The 17,251-nt window shown below is 36.6% G+C and carries 21 protein-coding genes; 16 read left to right on the top strand and 5 right to left on the bottom strand.

From position 1 onward, the window contains the following. Positions 1 to 44 precede the first annotated feature (44 nt). Both KQI49_RS03305 and KQI49_RS03300 read left to right on the top strand, forming a co-directional pair. Positions 45 to 1,316 (top strand): DUF6395 domain-containing protein, encoded by a 1,272-nt coding sequence (locus KQI49_RS03305; protein WP_216486765.1) that lies wholly within the window; start codon positions 45 to 47, stop codon positions 1,314 to 1,316. A 146-nt stretch (positions 1,317 to 1,462) separates the two neighbouring features. Continuing rightward, positions 1,463 to 2,386 (top strand): glycosyltransferase family protein, encoded by a 924-nt coding sequence (locus KQI49_RS03300; protein WP_216486763.1) that lies wholly within the window; start codon positions 1,463 to 1,465, stop codon positions 2,384 to 2,386. Between the two features lie 302 nt (positions 2,387 to 2,688). Here KQI49_RS03300 and KQI49_RS03295 read toward each other — a convergent pair whose 3' ends face one another. After that, positions 2,689 to 3,273, bottom strand: coding sequence for a Maf family protein (locus KQI49_RS03295; RefSeq protein ID WP_216486761.1), 585 nt, complete (start codon positions 3,271 to 3,273; stop codon positions 2,689 to 2,691). Between the two features lie 168 nt (positions 3,274 to 3,441). Here KQI49_RS03295 and KQI49_RS03290 point away from each other — a divergent pair, with 168 nt between their 5' ends. Beyond that, positions 3,442 to 4,638 (top strand): DUF58 domain-containing protein, encoded by a 1,197-nt coding sequence (locus tag KQI49_RS03290; protein WP_216486759.1) that lies wholly within the window; start codon positions 3,442 to 3,444, stop codon positions 4,636 to 4,638. Beyond that, the gene (locus KQI49_RS03285) at positions 4,628 to 5,830 is read left to right on the top strand and encodes a hypothetical protein (RefSeq protein WP_216486757.1); all 1,203 of its coding nucleotides are present in this window, start codon (positions 4,628 to 4,630) and stop codon (positions 5,828 to 5,830) included. Before KQI49_RS03290 ends, KQI49_RS03285 begins: the two co-directional genes overlap by 11 nt. Before the next feature lie 938 nt (positions 5,831 to 6,768). Here KQI49_RS03285 and KQI49_RS03280 read toward each other — a convergent pair. Then, positions 6,769 to 7,353: a Fic/DOC family protein gene (locus KQI49_RS03280; RefSeq protein WP_216486755.1), complete on the bottom strand. Its 585-nt coding sequence runs from the start codon at positions 7,351 to 7,353 to the stop codon at positions 6,769 to 6,771. Continuing rightward, on the bottom strand, positions 7,340 to 7,519 hold the full coding sequence (locus KQI49_RS03275) for a Zn-dependent hydrolase (RefSeq protein WP_216486753.1): 180 nt from the start codon (positions 7,517 to 7,519) through the stop codon (positions 7,340 to 7,342). The genes KQI49_RS03280 and KQI49_RS03275 overlap by 14 nt, the downstream gene beginning before the upstream one ends. A gap of 145 nt (positions 7,520 to 7,664) precedes the next feature. Here KQI49_RS03275 and KQI49_RS03270 point away from each other — a divergent pair, with 145 nt between their 5' ends. The 7 genes from KQI49_RS03270 to KQI49_RS03240 all read left to right on the top strand — a co-directional run bounded on the left by KQI49_RS03270 (position 7,665) and on the right by KQI49_RS03240 (position 10,787). Further along, the gene (locus KQI49_RS03270) at positions 7,665 to 7,802 is read left to right on the top strand and encodes a hypothetical protein (RefSeq protein ID WP_216486751.1); all 138 of its coding nucleotides are present in this window, start codon (positions 7,665 to 7,667) and stop codon (positions 7,800 to 7,802) included. A 296-nt stretch (positions 7,803 to 8,098) separates the two neighbouring features. Continuing rightward, positions 8,099 to 8,602: a hypothetical protein gene (locus KQI49_RS03265; protein WP_216486750.1), complete on the top strand. Its 504-nt coding sequence runs from the start codon at positions 8,099 to 8,101 to the stop codon at positions 8,600 to 8,602. A gap of 215 nt (positions 8,603 to 8,817) precedes the next feature. After that, complete coding sequence (gene ybaK / locus KQI49_RS03260; protein WP_216486748.1) at positions 8,818 to 9,312, top strand: Cys-tRNA(Pro) deacylase; 495 nt, start codon at positions 8,818 to 8,820, stop codon at positions 9,310 to 9,312. Positions 9,313 to 9,346: 34 nt separating this feature from the next. Then, positions 9,347 to 9,490, top strand: a complete 144-nt coding sequence (locus KQI49_RS03255) for a hypothetical protein (protein WP_216486746.1) — start codon at positions 9,347 to 9,349, stop codon at positions 9,488 to 9,490. A gap of 207 nt (positions 9,491 to 9,697) precedes the next feature. Further along, positions 9,698 to 9,892: a transcription initiation factor TFIIIB gene (locus KQI49_RS03250; RefSeq protein ID WP_216486745.1), complete on the top strand. Its 195-nt coding sequence runs from the start codon at positions 9,698 to 9,700 to the stop codon at positions 9,890 to 9,892. A gap of 134 nt (positions 9,893 to 10,026) precedes the next feature. Then, positions 10,027 to 10,377, top strand: coding sequence for a hypothetical protein (locus KQI49_RS03245; protein ID WP_216486744.1), 351 nt, complete (start codon positions 10,027 to 10,029; stop codon positions 10,375 to 10,377). A 146-nt stretch (positions 10,378 to 10,523) separates the two neighbouring features. After that, positions 10,524 to 10,787, top strand: coding sequence for a hypothetical protein (locus tag KQI49_RS03240; RefSeq protein WP_216486743.1), 264 nt, complete (start codon positions 10,524 to 10,526; stop codon positions 10,785 to 10,787). A 420-nt stretch (positions 10,788 to 11,207) separates the two neighbouring features. Here the strand turns inward: KQI49_RS03240 and KQI49_RS03235 are convergent, their stop codons facing one another. After that, complete coding sequence (locus KQI49_RS03235; protein ID WP_216486742.1) at positions 11,208 to 12,203, bottom strand: D-alanyl-D-alanine carboxypeptidase family protein; 996 nt, start codon at positions 12,201 to 12,203, stop codon at positions 11,208 to 11,210. 384 nt (positions 12,204 to 12,587) lie between these two features. Continuing rightward, positions 12,588 to 12,821 (bottom strand): SPOR domain-containing protein, encoded by a 234-nt coding sequence (locus KQI49_RS03230; protein ID WP_216486741.1) that lies wholly within the window; start codon positions 12,819 to 12,821, stop codon positions 12,588 to 12,590. 260 nt (positions 12,822 to 13,081) lie between these two features. Here KQI49_RS03230 and KQI49_RS03225 point away from each other — a divergent pair, with 260 nt between their 5' ends. The 5 genes from KQI49_RS03225 to KQI49_RS03205 all read left to right on the top strand — a co-directional run bounded on the left by KQI49_RS03225 (position 13,082) and on the right by KQI49_RS03205 (position 17,241). Continuing rightward, positions 13,082 to 13,825, top strand: a complete 744-nt coding sequence (locus KQI49_RS03225; protein ID WP_216486739.1) for a hypothetical protein — start codon at positions 13,082 to 13,084, stop codon at positions 13,823 to 13,825. A gap of 317 nt (positions 13,826 to 14,142) precedes the next feature. Further along, positions 14,143 to 14,559 (top strand): MarR family winged helix-turn-helix transcriptional regulator, encoded by a 417-nt coding sequence (locus KQI49_RS03220; RefSeq protein WP_216486737.1) that lies wholly within the window; start codon positions 14,143 to 14,145, stop codon positions 14,557 to 14,559. 124 nt (positions 14,560 to 14,683) lie between these two features. Then, the gene (locus KQI49_RS03215) at positions 14,684 to 15,214 is read left to right on the top strand and encodes a YceI family protein (RefSeq protein WP_216486735.1); all 531 of its coding nucleotides are present in this window, start codon (positions 14,684 to 14,686) and stop codon (positions 15,212 to 15,214) included. 173 nt (positions 15,215 to 15,387) lie between these two features. Next, positions 15,388 to 16,143 (top strand): SDR family NAD(P)-dependent oxidoreductase, encoded by a 756-nt coding sequence (locus tag KQI49_RS03210; RefSeq protein ID WP_216486733.1) that lies wholly within the window; start codon positions 15,388 to 15,390, stop codon positions 16,141 to 16,143. 480 nt (positions 16,144 to 16,623) lie between these two features. Beyond that, positions 16,624 to 17,241, top strand: coding sequence for a TetR/AcrR family transcriptional regulator (locus KQI49_RS03205; protein WP_216486731.1), 618 nt, complete (start codon positions 16,624 to 16,626; stop codon positions 17,239 to 17,241). Positions 17,242 to 17,251 lie beyond the last annotated feature (10 nt).

Genomic DNA, 17,251 nt, shown 5'->3' with positions numbered 1-17,251 from the left:
GAGCCGTCTCAAACAAATCCCAATCAAGGGAGGTGTAACAAAGATTGATTATTAACCATAAATGTGAGAATGGACGATTGATAGTAAAGATTACTCCGGAGAACGATGACCCAAACACACACACCATTTTTAATTCTACATTCAAAACAACGGCCACTATCGGTATGGACTCTAACCAATTTGAAATTCACTTACCCAGCGATTGGACCATCGAATCGGTTCACCCAGATGTCTTTGCCCTTGCGATGATTGCAGCTATTCACCCATTCATTGGTTCTACCATTCGATTGCCACGAGGCGTGAGCCCAAATTTTCATAATCTAGTTAAGAGAGTAGCGAATAAAAGAGTTTTGCCAGTGAATGCTGAATTATCTCCAAGAAAAGCACCATCAAATGCTGTGCCGGCTCTAACGTTTAGTGGAGGAATTGATTCAACCGCCGCTGCGATCTTACTACCGGAAAACACCCATTTATTTTATTTTGATCGCTTGATTCCAAAGCCAGAGGTAAAGACTCTATTAAATCAAGAAGCTGCTTATTATGCCTGTGATAGGATGGCTGCTCTCGGAAGACCCGTCCATAAAATTAAGACGGATATGCAATATTTAAGGAAACCGGTTGGCTTTAATAGTTATTTAGCAGATGCTGTTCCACCCTTATTATTAGCAGATTATTACGGCTTCGATTCCGTAGGCCACGGCCAAACCTTAGAAATCGGCTATCAAATCGGACATCTCGGCTACAAAGATTGTAAAAAGACAGAGGTGGGAGATCCATGGTTCAAACTTCTCACAGCTGTTGATTTGACGTATACACTCCCGACAATCGGGTTAAGTGAAGTTATCACCACAAGGATTGTTAATAACTCCTCGTATCATGAATTCGCCCAAGCCTGTAGTCGAGGGAAAATTAAACAGCCATGTATGAACTGCTTCAAATGTTTCAGAAAAAGTTTACTTGAAAAAGTGATGAGGAACCAATCGATTAGTGATAGTTTCCTAGATAAATTATTTAATATTAGAGATGCAAAAATAGTCTTGAACGCACCACCACCGATTTATTTTGCAAGTATCTTAGCCTATATCACTGCGCATTATAACGGAAATCATCCCAAAATGCTGGCATTAAAGAAAAATGTGCGCGGCGATACGTTACAAGTCGACTGGATGAACAAATGGTATTCCAAATCTCAAGAATTCCTAGCACCAAAATACCGCAACCACATTAAACAAGAAATCCTCAAACACGTCGAACCCATGACCCCACAAGACATCAAAACAATGAAACAATCATTCAGCAAATCTTATTTCAACTAGGGACATGGGGACAGGTGCTGCGTCTCACTTAGGGACATGGGGATAGGGACATGGGGACAGGTGCTCTGTCCCATTATTACCTAAATGTTACCCTTGGGACAGTGTGCCTGTCCCTCTGTCCCACAAAAGTAAAGGAGGTTGGTAAGATGGGGAAACTTAATATACTCATGCTTGTGAGGAGATTTGATAAAATATATCCGAAACATAAGGTGAAGTATGAGTTTCTAGAAGCTGTTGAAGAGTTTGCCAATGTTTCATATCATCACGAAGATGGGGATATATTGGAAATTTTAAAGCAGCAGAAAAGCAGGCCGGATTTCATTTTTCATTATGATATTACAGCACAAAATCTTTTATCTCCAAGGATTGAGAACTTAGATAAAATCGATATCCCTATAGGAACCTATGTTATCGATGCCCATTGGAAAAATGATAAAAGAATAGAATACTTCAAAAAGAATAATATCTCACTAATTTTTTCAGTCAGCAAACATGCTTTTCTCAAGCGGTTTCCGGAATATAAATCTCACTTCCGTTTCTTACCGTTTTCGATAAACCCTAAGATCATTAGAAACTGGGGTCTCGCCAAAGATATTGATTTTCTTCTGATGGGTCATATCGCCCAAAGTTACCCATTCCGTGCCGCAGTTAGGGATAAAATGGAAAATATCGCAGGATTCGTGTACCACAAACATCCGGGCCATCTTAAGCAAGACCGCTCGATGTATATTATCGATGAGGATTTTGCCAAAGAAATTAACCGTGCAAAAATATTTTTCACCTGTGGTTCCATCTACAAATATCCTGTCATGAAATACTTCGAAGTTCCAGGCTGTTATTCGTTATTAATCGCCGAGGAAAATCCAGACTTAGCTGAGTTAGGCTTCAAAGATGGGGTTAACTATGTTGTGGCAGATCAAACAAATTTTTATAACAAAGGATTATATTATTTAATCAATGAAAAAAAACGAAAAGAAATCGCCCTCGCAGGCTACAAGTTTATTCACAAAAACCACACCCACCGTATTCGCGCTCAGCAATTTATTCGTCATGTGAAGGGAGTTATTTAATAAGAGGGGGTGGGCGTTTTGCTTGCTGACGAGTGCGTTTCCCTCTCGATTAGTTTTTACGGGTCGAGGTGATTTTGACCGAGAGAGGCAGTCTCACGGTTAGAATTAACGAATTCAGATGGTTTTTGATCGAGAGAGGCGATTTCACGGTTAGAATTAACGAATTCAGGTGGTTTTTGACCGAGAGAAGCGATCTCACGGTTAGAATTAACGAATATGGCTGACTTTTGACCGAGAGAGCCGCTCTCTCGGTTAAAATTTACAAATCCGAGTAGCTTTTGACCGATAGAGCCGTCTCACTATTAAAATTCACTAACATCAGGTTGTATGGAAAAATACTTTAATTCTCTGCAGACACGGGAAATTGGTAATCCGACGACGGTGAAATAGTCGCCGATAATTTGTTTGACAAACATGGCGCCTGCGCTTTGAATGCCGTATGCACCAGCTTTATCATACGGTTCGTCGGTTGCGATATAGGAGTTAATTTCGGCATTGGACAGCGGCCAAAATTCTACTTTTGTTTTTTCCACAAAGATTTCTTCCTTATGAGCAGATCGAAGCATGACTCCGGTATAAACATCGTGTACGGAGCCGCTTAGTAATGAAAGCATCTGTAGAGCATCTTGCTCACTTTTGGGCTTTCCGAAGATTTTATTTTTATAAGCGACAACCGTATCCGCTGATAAAATGACTTCTGATTCATTCGAAAGAGTTGTCGCCAAACCTTTAAGCCTTGCTAACTGTTCCACCTTTTCTTCTGGATCACTTTCGATTACTTGTGACTCATCGACATCCGGCTTTCGAACGGTAAAAGGGATGTGCACTTGTTGTAAAAGGGCTTGTCTCCGTGGTGAAGATGAGGCAAGGATAAAATGTTTTTTCATTTAAATTCCTCCTTCAGATATCTTATAACTTACCTCTATTGTAATCCTATTCTTTTCAAAAAAACAAAAAGAAAAAATAGAATACGTAGAAAAATCTGCAGACATTCCTGTATAATGAAAAAATAGTGAAAATTCCTAACCTCCAAGAGAAACGAAGGTGGACACCTGATGCAATGGAGAAAAACAATACAAGAAAATCATCTGCAAATTGACGTGCTCATGGTTATGGGCGCACTGCTCGCCGTCGTTAGTTTATTTTTAGAGCGGCGCCTACCTTTTTTATTCATCGGCTTACTCGCAATTTATTTTTTGTTCATTCGCGTGTATAACAAAAAAATGGGCGAAAAACTTATTTTAGTTAACCCGACACGATTTACTCGTGTATTTGTCGGAGAGGAATTGCATTTCGAAATAAAAATTCGGAATCACTCGGTTATGCCATATATGGAAGGGTATCTTTATTTTGACGCGAGTCATAATGTCATGAATCATAACTATTTTCATCTAAAATATGGTGAGTGGAATACTTACCGGATTCCCATTTCAATTGTTGGAAAAGATGAAGTGAGTGCCACTGTCCCACTTAAAGCAATGAGTCGGGGCAAGATGGGCATTCGTAATATCCGCTATACATTTTCCCATCCACTTACTTTTGAAACGGTCGAACTAGCTTTTGATGACCATTATGACACGACGGCAATTATTTATCCCAATGCTAAATTTGTTCAAAACATCACAAAAACTCACGACAATTATTTTGGTGAGGAGACAAGCCCTTTTTCAACGTATGAAGATGTCCTGCAACCTATTCATACGAGAGACTATCTCCCTTCCGATTCATTTAAACGGATTCATTGGAAAGCGAGCGCTAAACGCCAAACCTTGCAAACAAAAGTCTTTGAGCACAATCAAAATCTCTCTTGGCTTCTTTTAATTAATATTGCAGTTAAAAGTCCGCTTGGTAACGATTATGTGAGTAAGGATGCGGAAAAGTATTTATCAGAAGCGGCTTATATCGCGAAACATATCATTAAGCAAGGACTACCCGTGGAAATGTTTGTCAATAATCACACAACTTCAGGCCCGCTACATGTCAAAGAGGGAAAAGGGATCGGCCATTTCAGAAGAATATTGGAAGCCTTAGCGATTGTTGATGTGAATAATATTTACCCAATGAACAGTATTTTTTATTTAGTTTCTAACCAACATATGCATTCACAAAGGATTATCTATTTAGGGGATTCGGATAACGACAACAGGGAATCCATCGAGGAATTGAAAACACTGGGGCATCAAGTTTTCTATATTGAGGCATCAACCCTATTACCGTTTGCTGCCAAAGGGAGAGAACGACATGAAGTTTAATCTAAGTAAACTACTCCAACTGATACCTGAAGGCATTTTATTTTACTTTATCATGGTGCCAATTTTCTCTGTGAGCCAGATGCAGTATCCTTTCTGGAGTTTTCTTTTCATCGTGATGATAACCCTAATCCTGTTTGACGCAGGGATAAAATTAACAAAAAGCTATCTCGTTTATTTGCCGATTTTGTTATTAGGTTTTGCGTTCGCTGTTTATGGGCTAGGGTATCCGGTAGCCATAGCTATTTTATTACTCGGTTACCTCTTCTGGCGTGAATGGACTTTTGAAATGAGCGGGGTGGAAAATAACCGCTTAATCCTCTTTACTTTAACGACCGTATTGCTTCTAATCGAAGTGATGTTTTTCTATAATGATAACCTTATTTGGATGGGAGCGGTTCAAGCCATTGTTGTGATTAGCGGTTACTGGCTCGACTTAACATTTTCGGCACCTCAATCAAAACGCGCGCAGAATAAATCACTATTCTTCACCCTGTTGCTGTTAAGTGGCGGTATTGCTTTATATGTGCTATATCCGCTCATCAACGGCGCGATCGGAATTATTTTTTCAGTCATTGGATTCGGTTTTAAAACCGTGGTGTACGGCATCGCGGATTTACTAAATTGGGCTGGGATAAGCCTGAATTTAGATATAATTGATGAAAAAAGCTACAATCAAATCATCGACAATTTTAAAAGCGACATGGATGATTTAAAAGAAATAAAGGAAGCCCCAGTGACTGGCGGAAATGGTGAAAGTGGGTTCAGCATATGGAAGTTCATCGTTCTACCTGCAGTGTTGATCGCAATCGCCGGGCTTCTTTATAAAAAAAGAAAATACCATCCACTTCCGAGCGATAATGAAAATCAGTGGAATGATCCTAACATACAAGTCAATCCCGTTGATGGAAGTCAGCTTTTTGATGAAAAAGGTCAACAGGATCCCCCAGAGGAAGAACCGGAACATCCTATTAGAAAGCTCGTCCTTGACCTCGAAAAAGAAGCAGACAAAAACGGATACGGCAGAAAAAGTTATGAAACCATTGAAGACTGGTTTATACGCCTAAAACTAAAACCTGATGAATTAGAGCTATACCAAAAAGTAAGATACGGACAATCCAAACTAACAAACAAAGAACACCAAAAACTTAAAAAAATCATACAAAAAGTCAAAAAACAATTACAGGGACACTAGGGACAGGTGGAGTTCACTGAAAAAGTCCTCCAACTTGCTCACGCACCACATGTCGGCCAGTATATACATTAGCCTCCCTGGTTTTGTTCCTAACTCATATTCCAGGTAGTGTACCTACATTAGCCTCCCTGGAATTGTTCCTAACTCATATTCCAGGTAGTGTACCTGCATTAGCCTCTCTGGATTTGTTCCTAACTCATATTCCAGGTAGTGTACCTGCATTAGCCTCTCTGGTTTTGTTCCTAACTCATATTTCAGGTAGTGTACCTGCATTAGCCTCTCTGGAATTGCTCCTAAACCATATTCTAGGTGTGTAACTTCAAAATCCAAAAAGTCTGCTGGAGATTATGTCCTAGGTTGAAGCACTTTTTCAGCGGTTTCGGATAGGCACTCCGTCCCAACGTATAGTGCGTGTCATTCTGGTTACCTTAATTAATGAATGGAGGTCATCACATGAAGAAGAATGAACAAGCACCAAAGAAAAATAAAAATAATGAACCCAAATTGCCAGACGAACAAAGACGTAATAAGGGCAAGTCGAATGCGAGAAATACAGAGTCTTAGCCCGATTGGAATGTGTGAATTTTAAAGAGTAATATACAGAAGTCACCCTTTTTCATACGTGAGGAGGGGTGATTTTTTATTTTCTATTTTAATTTATTGAATATTTAATAAGTTTGTTTGCTAGGTGGAAAAATGGAGGGAAAAAAATAAGGGAAAGAAGAAGGGAAAAAAGAAGGAATCAAAAAGGCTAAGGGCGCGGTAGCTAAAAATGCAATAAAAGAAGGCATGGAGTTCCAACTCATCGAAAAGCTAACGGGATTATCGAGACAGGAAATTGAAGAAATTGGACGGGTATTAGAGAAATAACTTTTTAGAGAGTCGTCATTTGAGGGATGATGTATTTTAAAAAAGGTGCTATCCCATCATTTACCTACTCATGACTTACCTTCCTTTAATGTTTCAAAGATTATTGTTTGTAATAAACGGTTGTTTGTAACTGACTCAATCATTGCATATTTATAGGATGAATTATCAATCTCATTAAAGTTCCAATAAAAGTTGTGCATCTTAGCATGTTCACGAATAATTATACGAATGGTACGTCCACTTCCTTCGCGAAAAGGATGAATCATGTTTAATTCCGTTTTATAATAAGCTAGTCGTTTAGCGGCTTGCTCACGTGATATCCATATAGGCTCCTTTTTAATCTGTTCGCATATACCTTCTAAGTTCTGATGAACAAACGCTGCTTGACAAAAACGGGTGTTGTCCTTAATTAATTGCACACTTCGGATTTCACCTGCAAATGCGTATATATCTTGGAATAAGTAGTAATGTAGTTGCTTAATGCATTTTATAGATATGGGAAACAACCAGTCATATCCCTCTTCTTCTAACTGTGTGGAACGTATAGAAAAAGCAACTGCTTCCAGTTGCTCTAGTTCGTGAAATGTATCAGCGTCTAATAAGTTATGTTTTAATAGGTACTCGTCTTGATTTTCAACATTATACTTTCCCATGGGCATCTGCCACAATCTTTTTAATGATCTTAGGTGTGATTGTCTGTCTGCTGTTCACCGTTTGGATGACTTTTTCTTGAAGCTCTCTTGAAAGAGACATCTCTTCAAAACGAAGGTTATGAAGGGTATCTTGAAATTCTCTTGAGTCAATTGATAATGTTGACATTAACATACACCTCCAAACAAATATACTTACTTATATTATACCATATTTCACAGGTTTTATAAATGTTGTATATGTCCCTATCCGACGAATAAATTGCCCCATTTATCAAAAGCTAATTCGTAACTTCATATTAGGAGGCTGTAAAATGTCTGAAAAGAATAGACAATTCAAGAAAAATAAGCAAAGTGGCGAACATCGTAACGGACGTAAAAGCCAATATAAAAATTATAATGTAGAAGCAGGGGAAGAACCGAACGAATTTTTTAGTAGAAAGAAAAAGTAACTTTAAATCTTAATAAAGATAAGAGGTTGGGACCTTAAGTGTTGATTATTAAAAGATAAATACTTTGCCCAGCCTTTTTTTGTGTTAAACATAATTTGAAAACTAGCTTATTCATTCCACATTAATTTACAAAAACACTATCTGATTATTTGGGTGTTTATGTTATTCTTTATTTAAGCATCTAATCGGTTTTACCAGAAATGATGAGAGATAAAGTGGTCACATTTTACTTCTGATTCAGGATATAATTGAAAGACTGACCGTGAAAAAAGATAGTCTGAAAGAGAGTTGAAAAAATGACGAAAACATCAAAAAAGATATTGATCCTTGTCACAGTTCTTTCTCTTTGTTTAAATGCATTTTTTGCTATTCAATACTATCAAGAACAAGTCAAGAAAAGGAACAATTTAATTGATGCAACAGAGCGCGTATCGGTGCGCATTAGTGATGCTTCTGATAGATTGACGACAATTGATAAAGACTCGCCAGATTATGAAAACCACATCATAGGAGCAGCAAGGGATATCGCAATAAGCAAAGGTTGGATAGAAGCGTATGCGGAAGATATGCCGCGAAATTTAGTGTCTTGGATTGGCGGTATAGAAGTTGGATTAAGTAACGGGGCTTACGGCATTGATGAAAATGGTTTTAAACATACCGTCCAAGATCTTAAAAATTTCACTGACGGATATTACAAAGAGTCCGAATCCTTAAACCAAGACCCTGAAGAAACACTAAAGATAATGGAAGATGTTCTTAGTAGCAAAAAATATATGGGTGACAATTATATTAAAAAGTAATAACTGAAGGTAGCTTGTTAATATAGGGTGGTTTAAGAATGAACGTAAAAATTGGGTGTGTCATATCTTCATTTCCGAGAAAGTTATAAAAAATTGATTTGTTGAGTGGACAAGAGAGACAAAAGGTCCTTGATAAAATTAAAGAAAAATAAATGATATAATCTTGTTGGGTAAAAACTGCTCTTGATAGCAATCAGAAACAAAGAGGGATTTCCATGAAAAAAAGAAAAATACAAAAAACAAATGCAATCCGTTTATTGGAAAAAGAAAAAATTAATTACAATGTATACGAGTATGCGTGGAATGAAGATCATTCAGATGCAAAGACGGCAGCAACTAGTATAGATATGCCGATAGATAGGGTTTACAAAACGTTAGTAACTGTGGGAGATAAAAAAGGGACTATCGTTGCATGTATTCCTGCCGAGAAAGAGTTGGACTTAAAAGCGTTAGCAAAAGTAAGTGGAAATAAAAAAGTAGACATGTTACCCATGAAAGATTTGGAAAAAACAACTGGTTATATTCGTGGGGGCTGTTCACCAATCGGTATGAAAAAGAATTTCCCTACATATGTAGCTACTTCCGCTGAATTGACGGATAAAATTATTGTTTCAGCAGGAAAAAGAGGAATGCAAATTGAGCTAACACCAACAGATTTGTTACATGTCACCAATGCAAAAACTGCTGATATCACAGCCAATCATGGTTAATTTTATCTTTAAACATAGGAAAAAGTGGGAATTATTGGGGAAACATATCGAATGGAGAGGACGTTTTTCAATGCTATGGGTCATGACACAAAATAAACAGAGCTTGGTGAAAGTTAAAGATGTAACTGTAAAAGGAAAATACATAGAAGGTTTTATCGAAAACAGTTTGTTAGACTAATGGAACAAAACTTTGGGTAAATATGAATCTAATGAAGTATTGGAGCTAGATTATATAGCAAGGGGAATGTTTTAAACGATAGTCATAATTACTATTCTAATTATTATTTTTATTATAGATTAATTAATTAATTAATAGAAGGCTGATAAAAAGTTAAATGTAAAAGAATCAGAATTAAAAATAAAGTACGATGAAAGGGGAATGTCTATGAAAATAGCAGAATGTCCAAAATGTGGTGAGAAAGAATTAGGGAAAGGCAAGCAAACCGGAATGGGCAGTATTATACCAAATGGCAAAGTCAGTTTCGGTGTGGAAATTGACCATATCATTTGCTCTAACTGTGGATTTATAATTGAAAGTTACGTAAAAAAACCGGACAAATTCAAAGATACTAATTATTAATTTTGAGTAACGTGATATTTTCGTTGTACTAGTCATTTTCCTATTACTTTTATCTGCAAGGTTGTTGCATGTTATTTTGCTTGAAGAATTCCACCAGTAAAGGCTGCTAATTGAATATGAGAGGGGTTAAAGAAATGAAATTATATTCAACAGGAATGATCGCTCTGCTCGCATCTGTTGCAGCGTTAGTTGCAAATCTTCAAAGGGGAGAAGGGTTTAATCATACAAACCCCTATTTATTCTGGGGGTTACAAACGATTTTCATAATATTGTTTGTTTTAGCGATTTTGTATACAATGTTACACTGGAAACAAGTAGGGGAACTCACAAAGAACAGGTTTTTCACTTCAATTATAATTTGTGGTTTCATATATGCAATCGCATATATAGATTTTAGGTATTCGTTTCTTTTAATTTTCGTATGTGGCGTAGCAGAAAGTTACTTAACAAGAAAACGAGCTGGATTTGTTAAAAGTAAAAATTGAAAATTCATGATAACAAAGTGATTGAGGCTTATATCCTGGGAATGGACCAGTAAAATATTCTGCAACTAAAGTCAATATGTTAACAGCTGGAATCTATAGCTCATGAAAGCCAAAAGGATTAGTTTTTATCCTAGGAGGATGATGAAATGCAAACATCAGAATGGGATATAGAAGAGGTGAAACGTTTAAAAAAGAAGTTGTTAGTTCAAGGCAATCTTGTAATGCTACTATTATTGCTTCTCTCTATCTATTATATAAAGACAGGGGGATCAGTTACTGTCTTTTTTGGTCTAGGTTGTGTGTTGATGTGGATTGTAGTAGCACATACTTTTAATACACTTATAACTGGAAAAAATATTGGCACAAAAGCGTGGGGCGCCCCCAGCTGGACGTGGCCAATTTCAGTATAAAGTTATCCACAGAAGTTTTAATGTTATAGTTTCCTAAGCAGGCACAAAAACAAGTAAACTTGTCCACGCTTTTGACAAAGACCGTTTGGGGGATAAGCGCTGGAAGAGAAGGAAAATTACCGAGGCCATCGTAGTTACTGCTCTAAGCATTATGACTACAATTTTAGTTATAACTGGCATTGATTCCGCACAGATGAGAATTTTTGATTTATTCCCCATCGCAGGGGCTTGGTTAGGTTATAATCTAGGAGAAATAGTAAGAAATAAAAATTTATAAGGCAGGCGGATATACCTCGGACTGTTGCATCGGCAGAGGAACCAAACAAGTTCTAGGCATCGTTTTTCTTGACCGAAAAAGACCAAGAATAAAGAAACAGTCATCGGAGCAATCTCCCCAATGACTGTTTTCATGACAAGTGTTTAATCCATTTGCTCAGCAATCGCCTCATACAATTTACCTGTTTCAATAAATCGCTCATCAAACCCTTCAGTTCCAATCACGACTGAGATAAAGCGGGTTCCGTCAATTTGGACAGTTCCAGTAAACCCATAGCCGGCATCACTCGTATATCCGGTTTTCAATCCATCCACCCCGTCATAAGTGACATCGACTCCAAGAAAGTTTTCCTTTGCCCCAGGTAGCATCCAATTCGAATTATCAAATGTTTTGTCCTCGATATCAAATTCAGGTAAACGGGTCATGTCCAAAAGATCTGGATAGTGATGTAACGTATATTTCGCAAGTTCAGCCAAGTCGTGTGCCGACATTTCGTTATAATCATCGACAGAACCGGTTGTGTGATTATCTTGCAGGTCATGATTGGTCAAACCAGTACTATTAACAAAATGCGAATCCGCAAGACCGAGCAGTTCAGCTTTCTCGTTCATTAATGCTACAAACTCTTTTTCGCTTCCTGCTACGGCTTCAGCTAAAGCGATGGTTGCTCCATTTGCCGAGGTAATCGCCATGCCATGAAATAAATCACGGACCAAGTAGCGTTCATCTTGTTTCAACTCTATAGAAGCAAAACCAGGCTGATGAGAAATCGTATAGGCATAATCACTGATGTCGATAGCGTCATCCCAGTCAAGCATCCCCTCATCAATGGCTTCTAGCACCAATAGTTCCGACATGATTTTGGACATACTGGCAACGCCTAATGATTCATGACTATTTTTATCAAAAAGCACCCGATCACGATCTGCATCAATCAAGAAAGCGGCTCTTGATTTAAGCTCAACATCGGAAAGGGGCTTTAGAAAAAATCCATTAGGAAGTTCTTTACTATGAAAAAAGTGAGCTGAGTCGGACTGGGATGTCATCTTCAACGGCCCACGGTCAAAAAGGGCATTTCCAGTACATGCTGTGAGTAAGAGTAAACAAGCTAATATGAGTGGTACCTTGAATTGTTTCATTATATCCTCCAAATATTACGTTGCGATGTTAATAGGAATGGGGCGAACTAATATTATCCATATTTTTTAATTATTTATCAAATCTCCAAGAAAAGCAACTTTAAAATCATCTTAACAATATATCAAGATTTATTTATGCCTGTAGAAAAAGGCTGATATCTATTAAATAGATATCAGCCTTTTTTGTAGGAGATTTCTAACAAGTCACGACACTCAAGATATGAGGAAGTTAGGATGGTAATGATGGTAAAAGTTGTCGCACTAGTTTCCATGAGGATATAGGTGGAACGGAAGTACGGAGAAATCATCTATATCAAAGTTGTTTTCAAAAAAAGCACTATTAAATTGTATCACAATAGATTGCTAGATAACTCCGGCTACCAATTATTCACGAATAATAAAGGCGTCTTTTATCCCTAGTTTTTTAATTTTATCGATATCTTGGAGAGCTTGTTTTCGCCTAGAATACATCTCAGTTTCGACACGATATAGCTTTCCATCAGCGGTTTTATAAACTTTAATATTCGTATTAATTTTATTATCGGTCATTAAATTATATTGACCTTGTGCATTTTTCTCCCTAGTCGTTGTACCGACAACTATTTTAAACTTCTCCATGTCAAACCTCCTTTTCTATAGATAGTATATTCACTCATAAACCCGTAGACTGGTTATAAAACATGCTTTTCCAACAAATGATTAAATAATCTAGTAAAAACAATCGGTCTTATGTATCCTATATGATAAAATTTACAGCCTAATCAATACCAGTAGTGACTACATGTTGATGGGCAATCCAGGGTGAACTATACTTGAAGGGTGGATTTTTCAAACGACAATTTAAAACAAGCTACTGAAAAAGTAATAGGGTGATAGATATGAAAAATAAATTTAAAATTGATCCTTCTCTTAAAAATAAAAATTTATCTCAAGATATTTCAGAACAACTAGGATTTATCTATCCTTCTGATGTTAAATCAGGAGTTATTGTTTTCGTTTTACTCTTATTTGATTTGCCACTGTTGCTCGGATTATTAAGTTTAGCAAGTGTTAAAATTGCGTGGGTGCTTTCTCCCTTTATTCTTCTATTTCATGTGTGGGGAGTGAGATTTTTAATGAAAAACCCTTATACAACACAGTTTGAAATGATATTATTCACGGGCAGTCTTGGATTAATGAGCTCCTTATCTTTGTTTGTAATTGTCCAAGGTATTTTACTGAAAAAATTAGAACTAGGTCCCGTTTATTATCTAGTAACCACTTTACTTTTTTTAATTGGTTTTTTTGTAATTGCAAAATACCAAATAAATAAGCTGACCAAAGATCCAACGATAGAGCGGAAACGAAGTAAAATCGAAAGGCATCTTAATAGCATTGGTTCAGCTTTACTTGGTAGCGGAGGACTTGGAACAATGGGGTATGTTTCAGGGCAAAGGCTAGAGCCGAGCTTTTTTGCTACGTTAGTGCTTATAGGCTTTTTCATGCTATTTAACTTCTACATCGGAGCCAAGTTTTTATTGCGTTTTTATTTTATGAAAATAAATCCATCTTTTATTAATTATCATCCACTGTCAAATAAGAAAAAGAAAAAAGTTTTAAAGCAAGGGATCAAATTAAAATAGATTGAGATGCACATTAATTGGTGCCAGATACTAAAGTCATTGAATTGTCCAGGTGTCCGGCACCGATTTTTTTAGTAAAACTTCGCATAACCCCCTCTAAATAAATCAACTTTTAAAACTCCCCATCAACGGGTATAAAATAAATAAACAGTACAACACTGTAACTGTAGGCTTCATACAACAAACAAAAATTGTTTTGATACCGGCACAGCATAGATTAAACCTCGGTCAGTTAAAAAAGGTTGACGAATTATCAGTTTAGTACTAAACTGATAATTAGACATCATATCTATATGATATAGAAGGGAATTACCAATATGGTTAAGAGATCAAATCGCCTAGATTTAATGATCTGGTTCCGACTTTCGCGGTTTTATAATCATAGCCTAAGGTTGTCAAACCAACATTTGAAAAAGTGGCAATTAACGGCTGCACAGTTTGACGTTCTTGCGCAAGTTGGTGGAGCCGATAAAATATCACAACAAGATTTAAGTGAAAAACTAGTCGTATCCAAGGGGAACACTACCCAGTTACTTCAAAAAATGGAACAAAGAGACCTTATTACAAGGGAACAGGAATGGAAGACAAAATATATTTCATTGACAGAGAAAGGGAAAGCTTTGTTTGATGATGTCGTTCCCATTCAAGAAACGTTTCAAGCTGAACATTTTAATAAATTAAATGAAGAAGAAAAAAAGCAACTTCATCACTTACTGAAGAAATTAGGTTCCTAAATGAGATAACTAATGATTACTTAGGAGGTGGTGGAGCGTAATCAGTAACTGTATTCAAAGAATAAGTAAGCACCTGCTTAGAATATAAATAAAACTTTTTGATTAACAATAGGAGGAATATAATATGGCAAAAGCAACATGGGAAGTCAATAAGGAACACAGTACAATTGGGTTTACAGTGAGACATATGAAAATCTCTAAAGTATCGGGAACATTTAATGAATTTGAAGCAAGTGTAGAAGCAGATCCGAATGATTTAACAGATGCTGATATTGAATTTAAAATTGAAGCAAACAGCATCGACACACGCAATAAAGGACGTGACGATCATTTACGTTCAGGAGATTTCTTTGAGACGGAAAAATATCCACATTTGAAATTTAAAGCAACAGATATTAAGAAAAAAGATGAAGATCACTATGATCTTACAGGCGATTTCACGATTAACGAAACGACATTGCCAGTTACTTTCGATGTTGTCTTTGAAGGAACGGCCAAGGATCCAATGACTGGTCAAGAAGCAGCTGGATTCACAGCTGAAACAACGATCAACCGCAAAGACTTCGGTTTAACTTGGAATGCTGCACTTGAAACAGGTGGCGTTGTAGTGAGTGATGAAGTGAAAATTAACCTTGAAATACAACTTAGAAAATAAATTAATATATTTACGTGAGAACAAGACACTCCATTTTATGAAGAGTGTCTTGTTTTTTTAGGATTGAGGTAATCGTATATAAGGTAAGGTCTCAACCCCTTATTTGATTAGAAAATTCCTTTTCTATGATAAAATATAAATGGAGGTTAACTTATAAAAAAGGAGAGGATAGAATGTTTGATTTAACTGGTAAAATCGCATTAGTCACTGGTGGAGCAAATGGGATAGGTCAAGGAATCGTAAAGACTTTAGCTAAGGCTGGTGCCAAAGTTATGATTTGTGATATCGATGAAAAATCTGGTCAAGAAACGGCTAAAGAAGTTGGCGGGGAATTCCATAAATTAGATGTCACGGATAAAAATGCTGCTGAGCAAGTGGTTCAAGATGTGTTGGACAAGCATGAACGGATTGATATTTTGGCAGCCAACACTGGAATTTATCCAGAAGTGATGATTGAAGACATGACTGAAGAAGATTGGGACAACATCCAAAACATCAATCTGAAAGGCATGTTCTTTATTGCCAAACCTGTATTAAAAGCGATGAAAAATCAAAACTACGGTCGTGTGATCCTCACCTCATCGATTACAGGAGATATTACCGGCTACCCTGGCGGTTCAATTTACGGTGCGACAAAAGCAGGAATACTTGGATTTATGAGAAGTGCTGCAGTTGAATATGCAAAATTCGGCATAACAGTTAATTCAGTACAACCGGGAATGATTGCGACAGAGGGTTTGAAAAAGCAACTCGGTATCTTAAGTGAAAAAGGTGCAGAAGCCGTTCCAATGAAACGCTTAGGTGAACCGGAAGATATCGGCGCAACAGTATGCTTCTTCGCATCTGAAGAAGCAAAATATATTACCGGTCAATCTCTTGTCATAGACGGCGGTCAGATTATACCTGAAACCCCCGATGTTATTTTGTAAGTGAAAAAAATATGATAAAAAATTTCAATCGAGACAGTTGATTAGACAGTGTTTTTTCATCGTTAAAATGCATTGTTGTATAAACCCGTTCAATGATTTTTAACACTATTTCATTGAACGGTTTTTTGTTTGAGAAAAACTTCGCAGTTGCAAAAACGAAAACAGGAAAAACAGGATTTAAGTTATGCCATGTGAAATGCATAGAAAATTTTGAGGAATAAACTAGAGTAATGATTTATTTGAACCGAAAATTAATGAAATTGACATGTTGATAATCTAACTTATAATAGGTGATAAGAAGAGGAGTAAGCAGTGAGTATGACTGTATATGCTGAGACATATAAAGATATTAATATAGCTTATAAGAAAAAATATACCTAAAATTGTGAAGGAAACGAGTTTTATAGGTTGTATAAAATTCTGATTTAAATCAGTAACTTTTAGCAAAAAACTATAAAACATCGTTTTGGAGGGTCAATAGTGACAGAAAAAAGTACATTAAACGAGCTTAAAGAGCAAGAACGTTTGGTAAGAAAAAAGTTAATTTTACAGGCGGCGATGGAGTTATTCAGTACAAATCAAGTTTCTAATGTTAGTGTCAGAGATATTGCAAAAAAAGCGGGTGTTTCACCTGCCTTAATTTATCGTCATTTTGAAGACCGAGACGAACTTTTTGTAGAAGCTTTCTTAAAGCAAAGCGATGCTATTCTGTCCGCCTTTGAAAAAATAATTAAAGAAAGTAAAACTGTATCTGTGGAAACTTTAGCTGAGACATTTGTCACATATTTATTGGATAATGATGATTTTTTTCAGATGATGACTCATTTTATGCTCGATGCAACACTGAAAAATGAAGCTTTGCAAACATTTAACAAAAGTATGCGAAGGCTCTTAGATATATTTGATACAGTATTTAAAAATAGTGGTATAAAAGATAATGTTCGAACAGATTCTCAAGCACTGTTTTCCTCACTAAATGGCCTAATGATTACGTATCGTAATTATCCAGGGAGGAGTAAACAAGAAACGAAAGAGCATGTTCTAAATTTAACAAAAGTTATAAGTTCAAAATTCGTATCAAAAAGTCCTACTGTTTAATTCAGTAAGA

Origin of the sequence: Virgibacillus sp. MSJ-26 (genome assembly GCF_018918075.1) — a bacterium.
Taxonomy (GTDB): Bacteria; Bacillota; Bacilli; order Bacillales; family Amphibacillaceae; genus MSJ-26.
This window is presented reverse-complemented; position numbering and strand designations above follow the sequence as displayed.

Excerpts from the sequence above, each read along its gene's own strand:
- KQI49_RS03210 (WP_216486733.1), top strand. The coding sequence starts at position 15,388 with ATGTTTGATTTAACTGGTAAAATCGCATTAGTCACTGGTGGAGCAAAT.
- KQI49_RS03285 (WP_216486757.1), top strand. The coding sequence starts at position 4,628 with ATGAAGTTTAATCTAAGTAAACTACTCCAACTGATACCTGAAGGCATT.
- KQI49_RS03265 (WP_216486750.1), top strand. The coding sequence starts at position 8,099 with ATGACGAAAACATCAAAAAAGATATTGATCCTTGTCACAGTTCTTTCT.
- KQI49_RS03270 (WP_216486751.1), top strand. The coding sequence starts at position 7,665 with ATGTCTGAAAAGAATAGACAATTCAAGAAAAATAAGCAAAGTGGCGAA.
- KQI49_RS03235 (WP_216486742.1), bottom strand. The coding sequence starts at position 12,203 with ATGAAACAATTCAAGGTACCACTCATATTAGCTTGTTTACTCTTACTC.
- ybaK (WP_216486748.1), top strand. The coding sequence starts at position 8,818 with ATGAAAAAAAGAAAAATACAAAAAACAAATGCAATCCGTTTATTGGAA.
- KQI49_RS03280 (WP_216486755.1), bottom strand. The coding sequence starts at position 7,353 with ATGGGAAAGTATAATGTTGAAAATCAAGACGAGTACCTATTAAAACAT.
- KQI49_RS03220 (WP_216486737.1), top strand. The coding sequence starts at position 14,143 with ATGGTTAAGAGATCAAATCGCCTAGATTTAATGATCTGGTTCCGACTT.
- KQI49_RS03250 (WP_216486745.1), top strand. The coding sequence starts at position 9,698 with ATGAAAATAGCAGAATGTCCAAAATGTGGTGAGAAAGAATTAGGGAAA.
- KQI49_RS03225 (WP_216486739.1), top strand. The coding sequence starts at position 13,082 with ATGAAAAATAAATTTAAAATTGATCCTTCTCTTAAAAATAAAAATTTA.
- KQI49_RS03290 (WP_216486759.1), top strand. The coding sequence starts at position 3,442 with ATGCAATGGAGAAAAACAATACAAGAAAATCATCTGCAAATTGACGTG.
- KQI49_RS03245 (WP_216486744.1), top strand. The coding sequence starts at position 10,027 with ATGAAATTATATTCAACAGGAATGATCGCTCTGCTCGCATCTGTTGCA.
- KQI49_RS03215 (WP_216486735.1), top strand. The coding sequence starts at position 14,684 with ATGGCAAAAGCAACATGGGAAGTCAATAAGGAACACAGTACAATTGGG.
- KQI49_RS03295 (WP_216486761.1), bottom strand. The coding sequence starts at position 3,273 with ATGAAAAAACATTTTATCCTTGCCTCATCTTCACCACGGAGACAAGCC.
- KQI49_RS03300 (WP_216486763.1), top strand. The coding sequence starts at position 1,463 with ATGGGGAAACTTAATATACTCATGCTTGTGAGGAGATTTGATAAAATA.
- KQI49_RS03240 (WP_216486743.1), top strand. The coding sequence starts at position 10,524 with ATGCAAACATCAGAATGGGATATAGAAGAGGTGAAACGTTTAAAAAAG.
- KQI49_RS03230 (WP_216486741.1), bottom strand. The coding sequence starts at position 12,821 with ATGGAGAAGTTTAAAATAGTTGTCGGTACAACGACTAGGGAGAAAAAT.
- KQI49_RS03275 (WP_216486753.1), bottom strand. The coding sequence starts at position 7,519 with ATGTCAACATTATCAATTGACTCAAGAGAATTTCAAGATACCCTTCAT.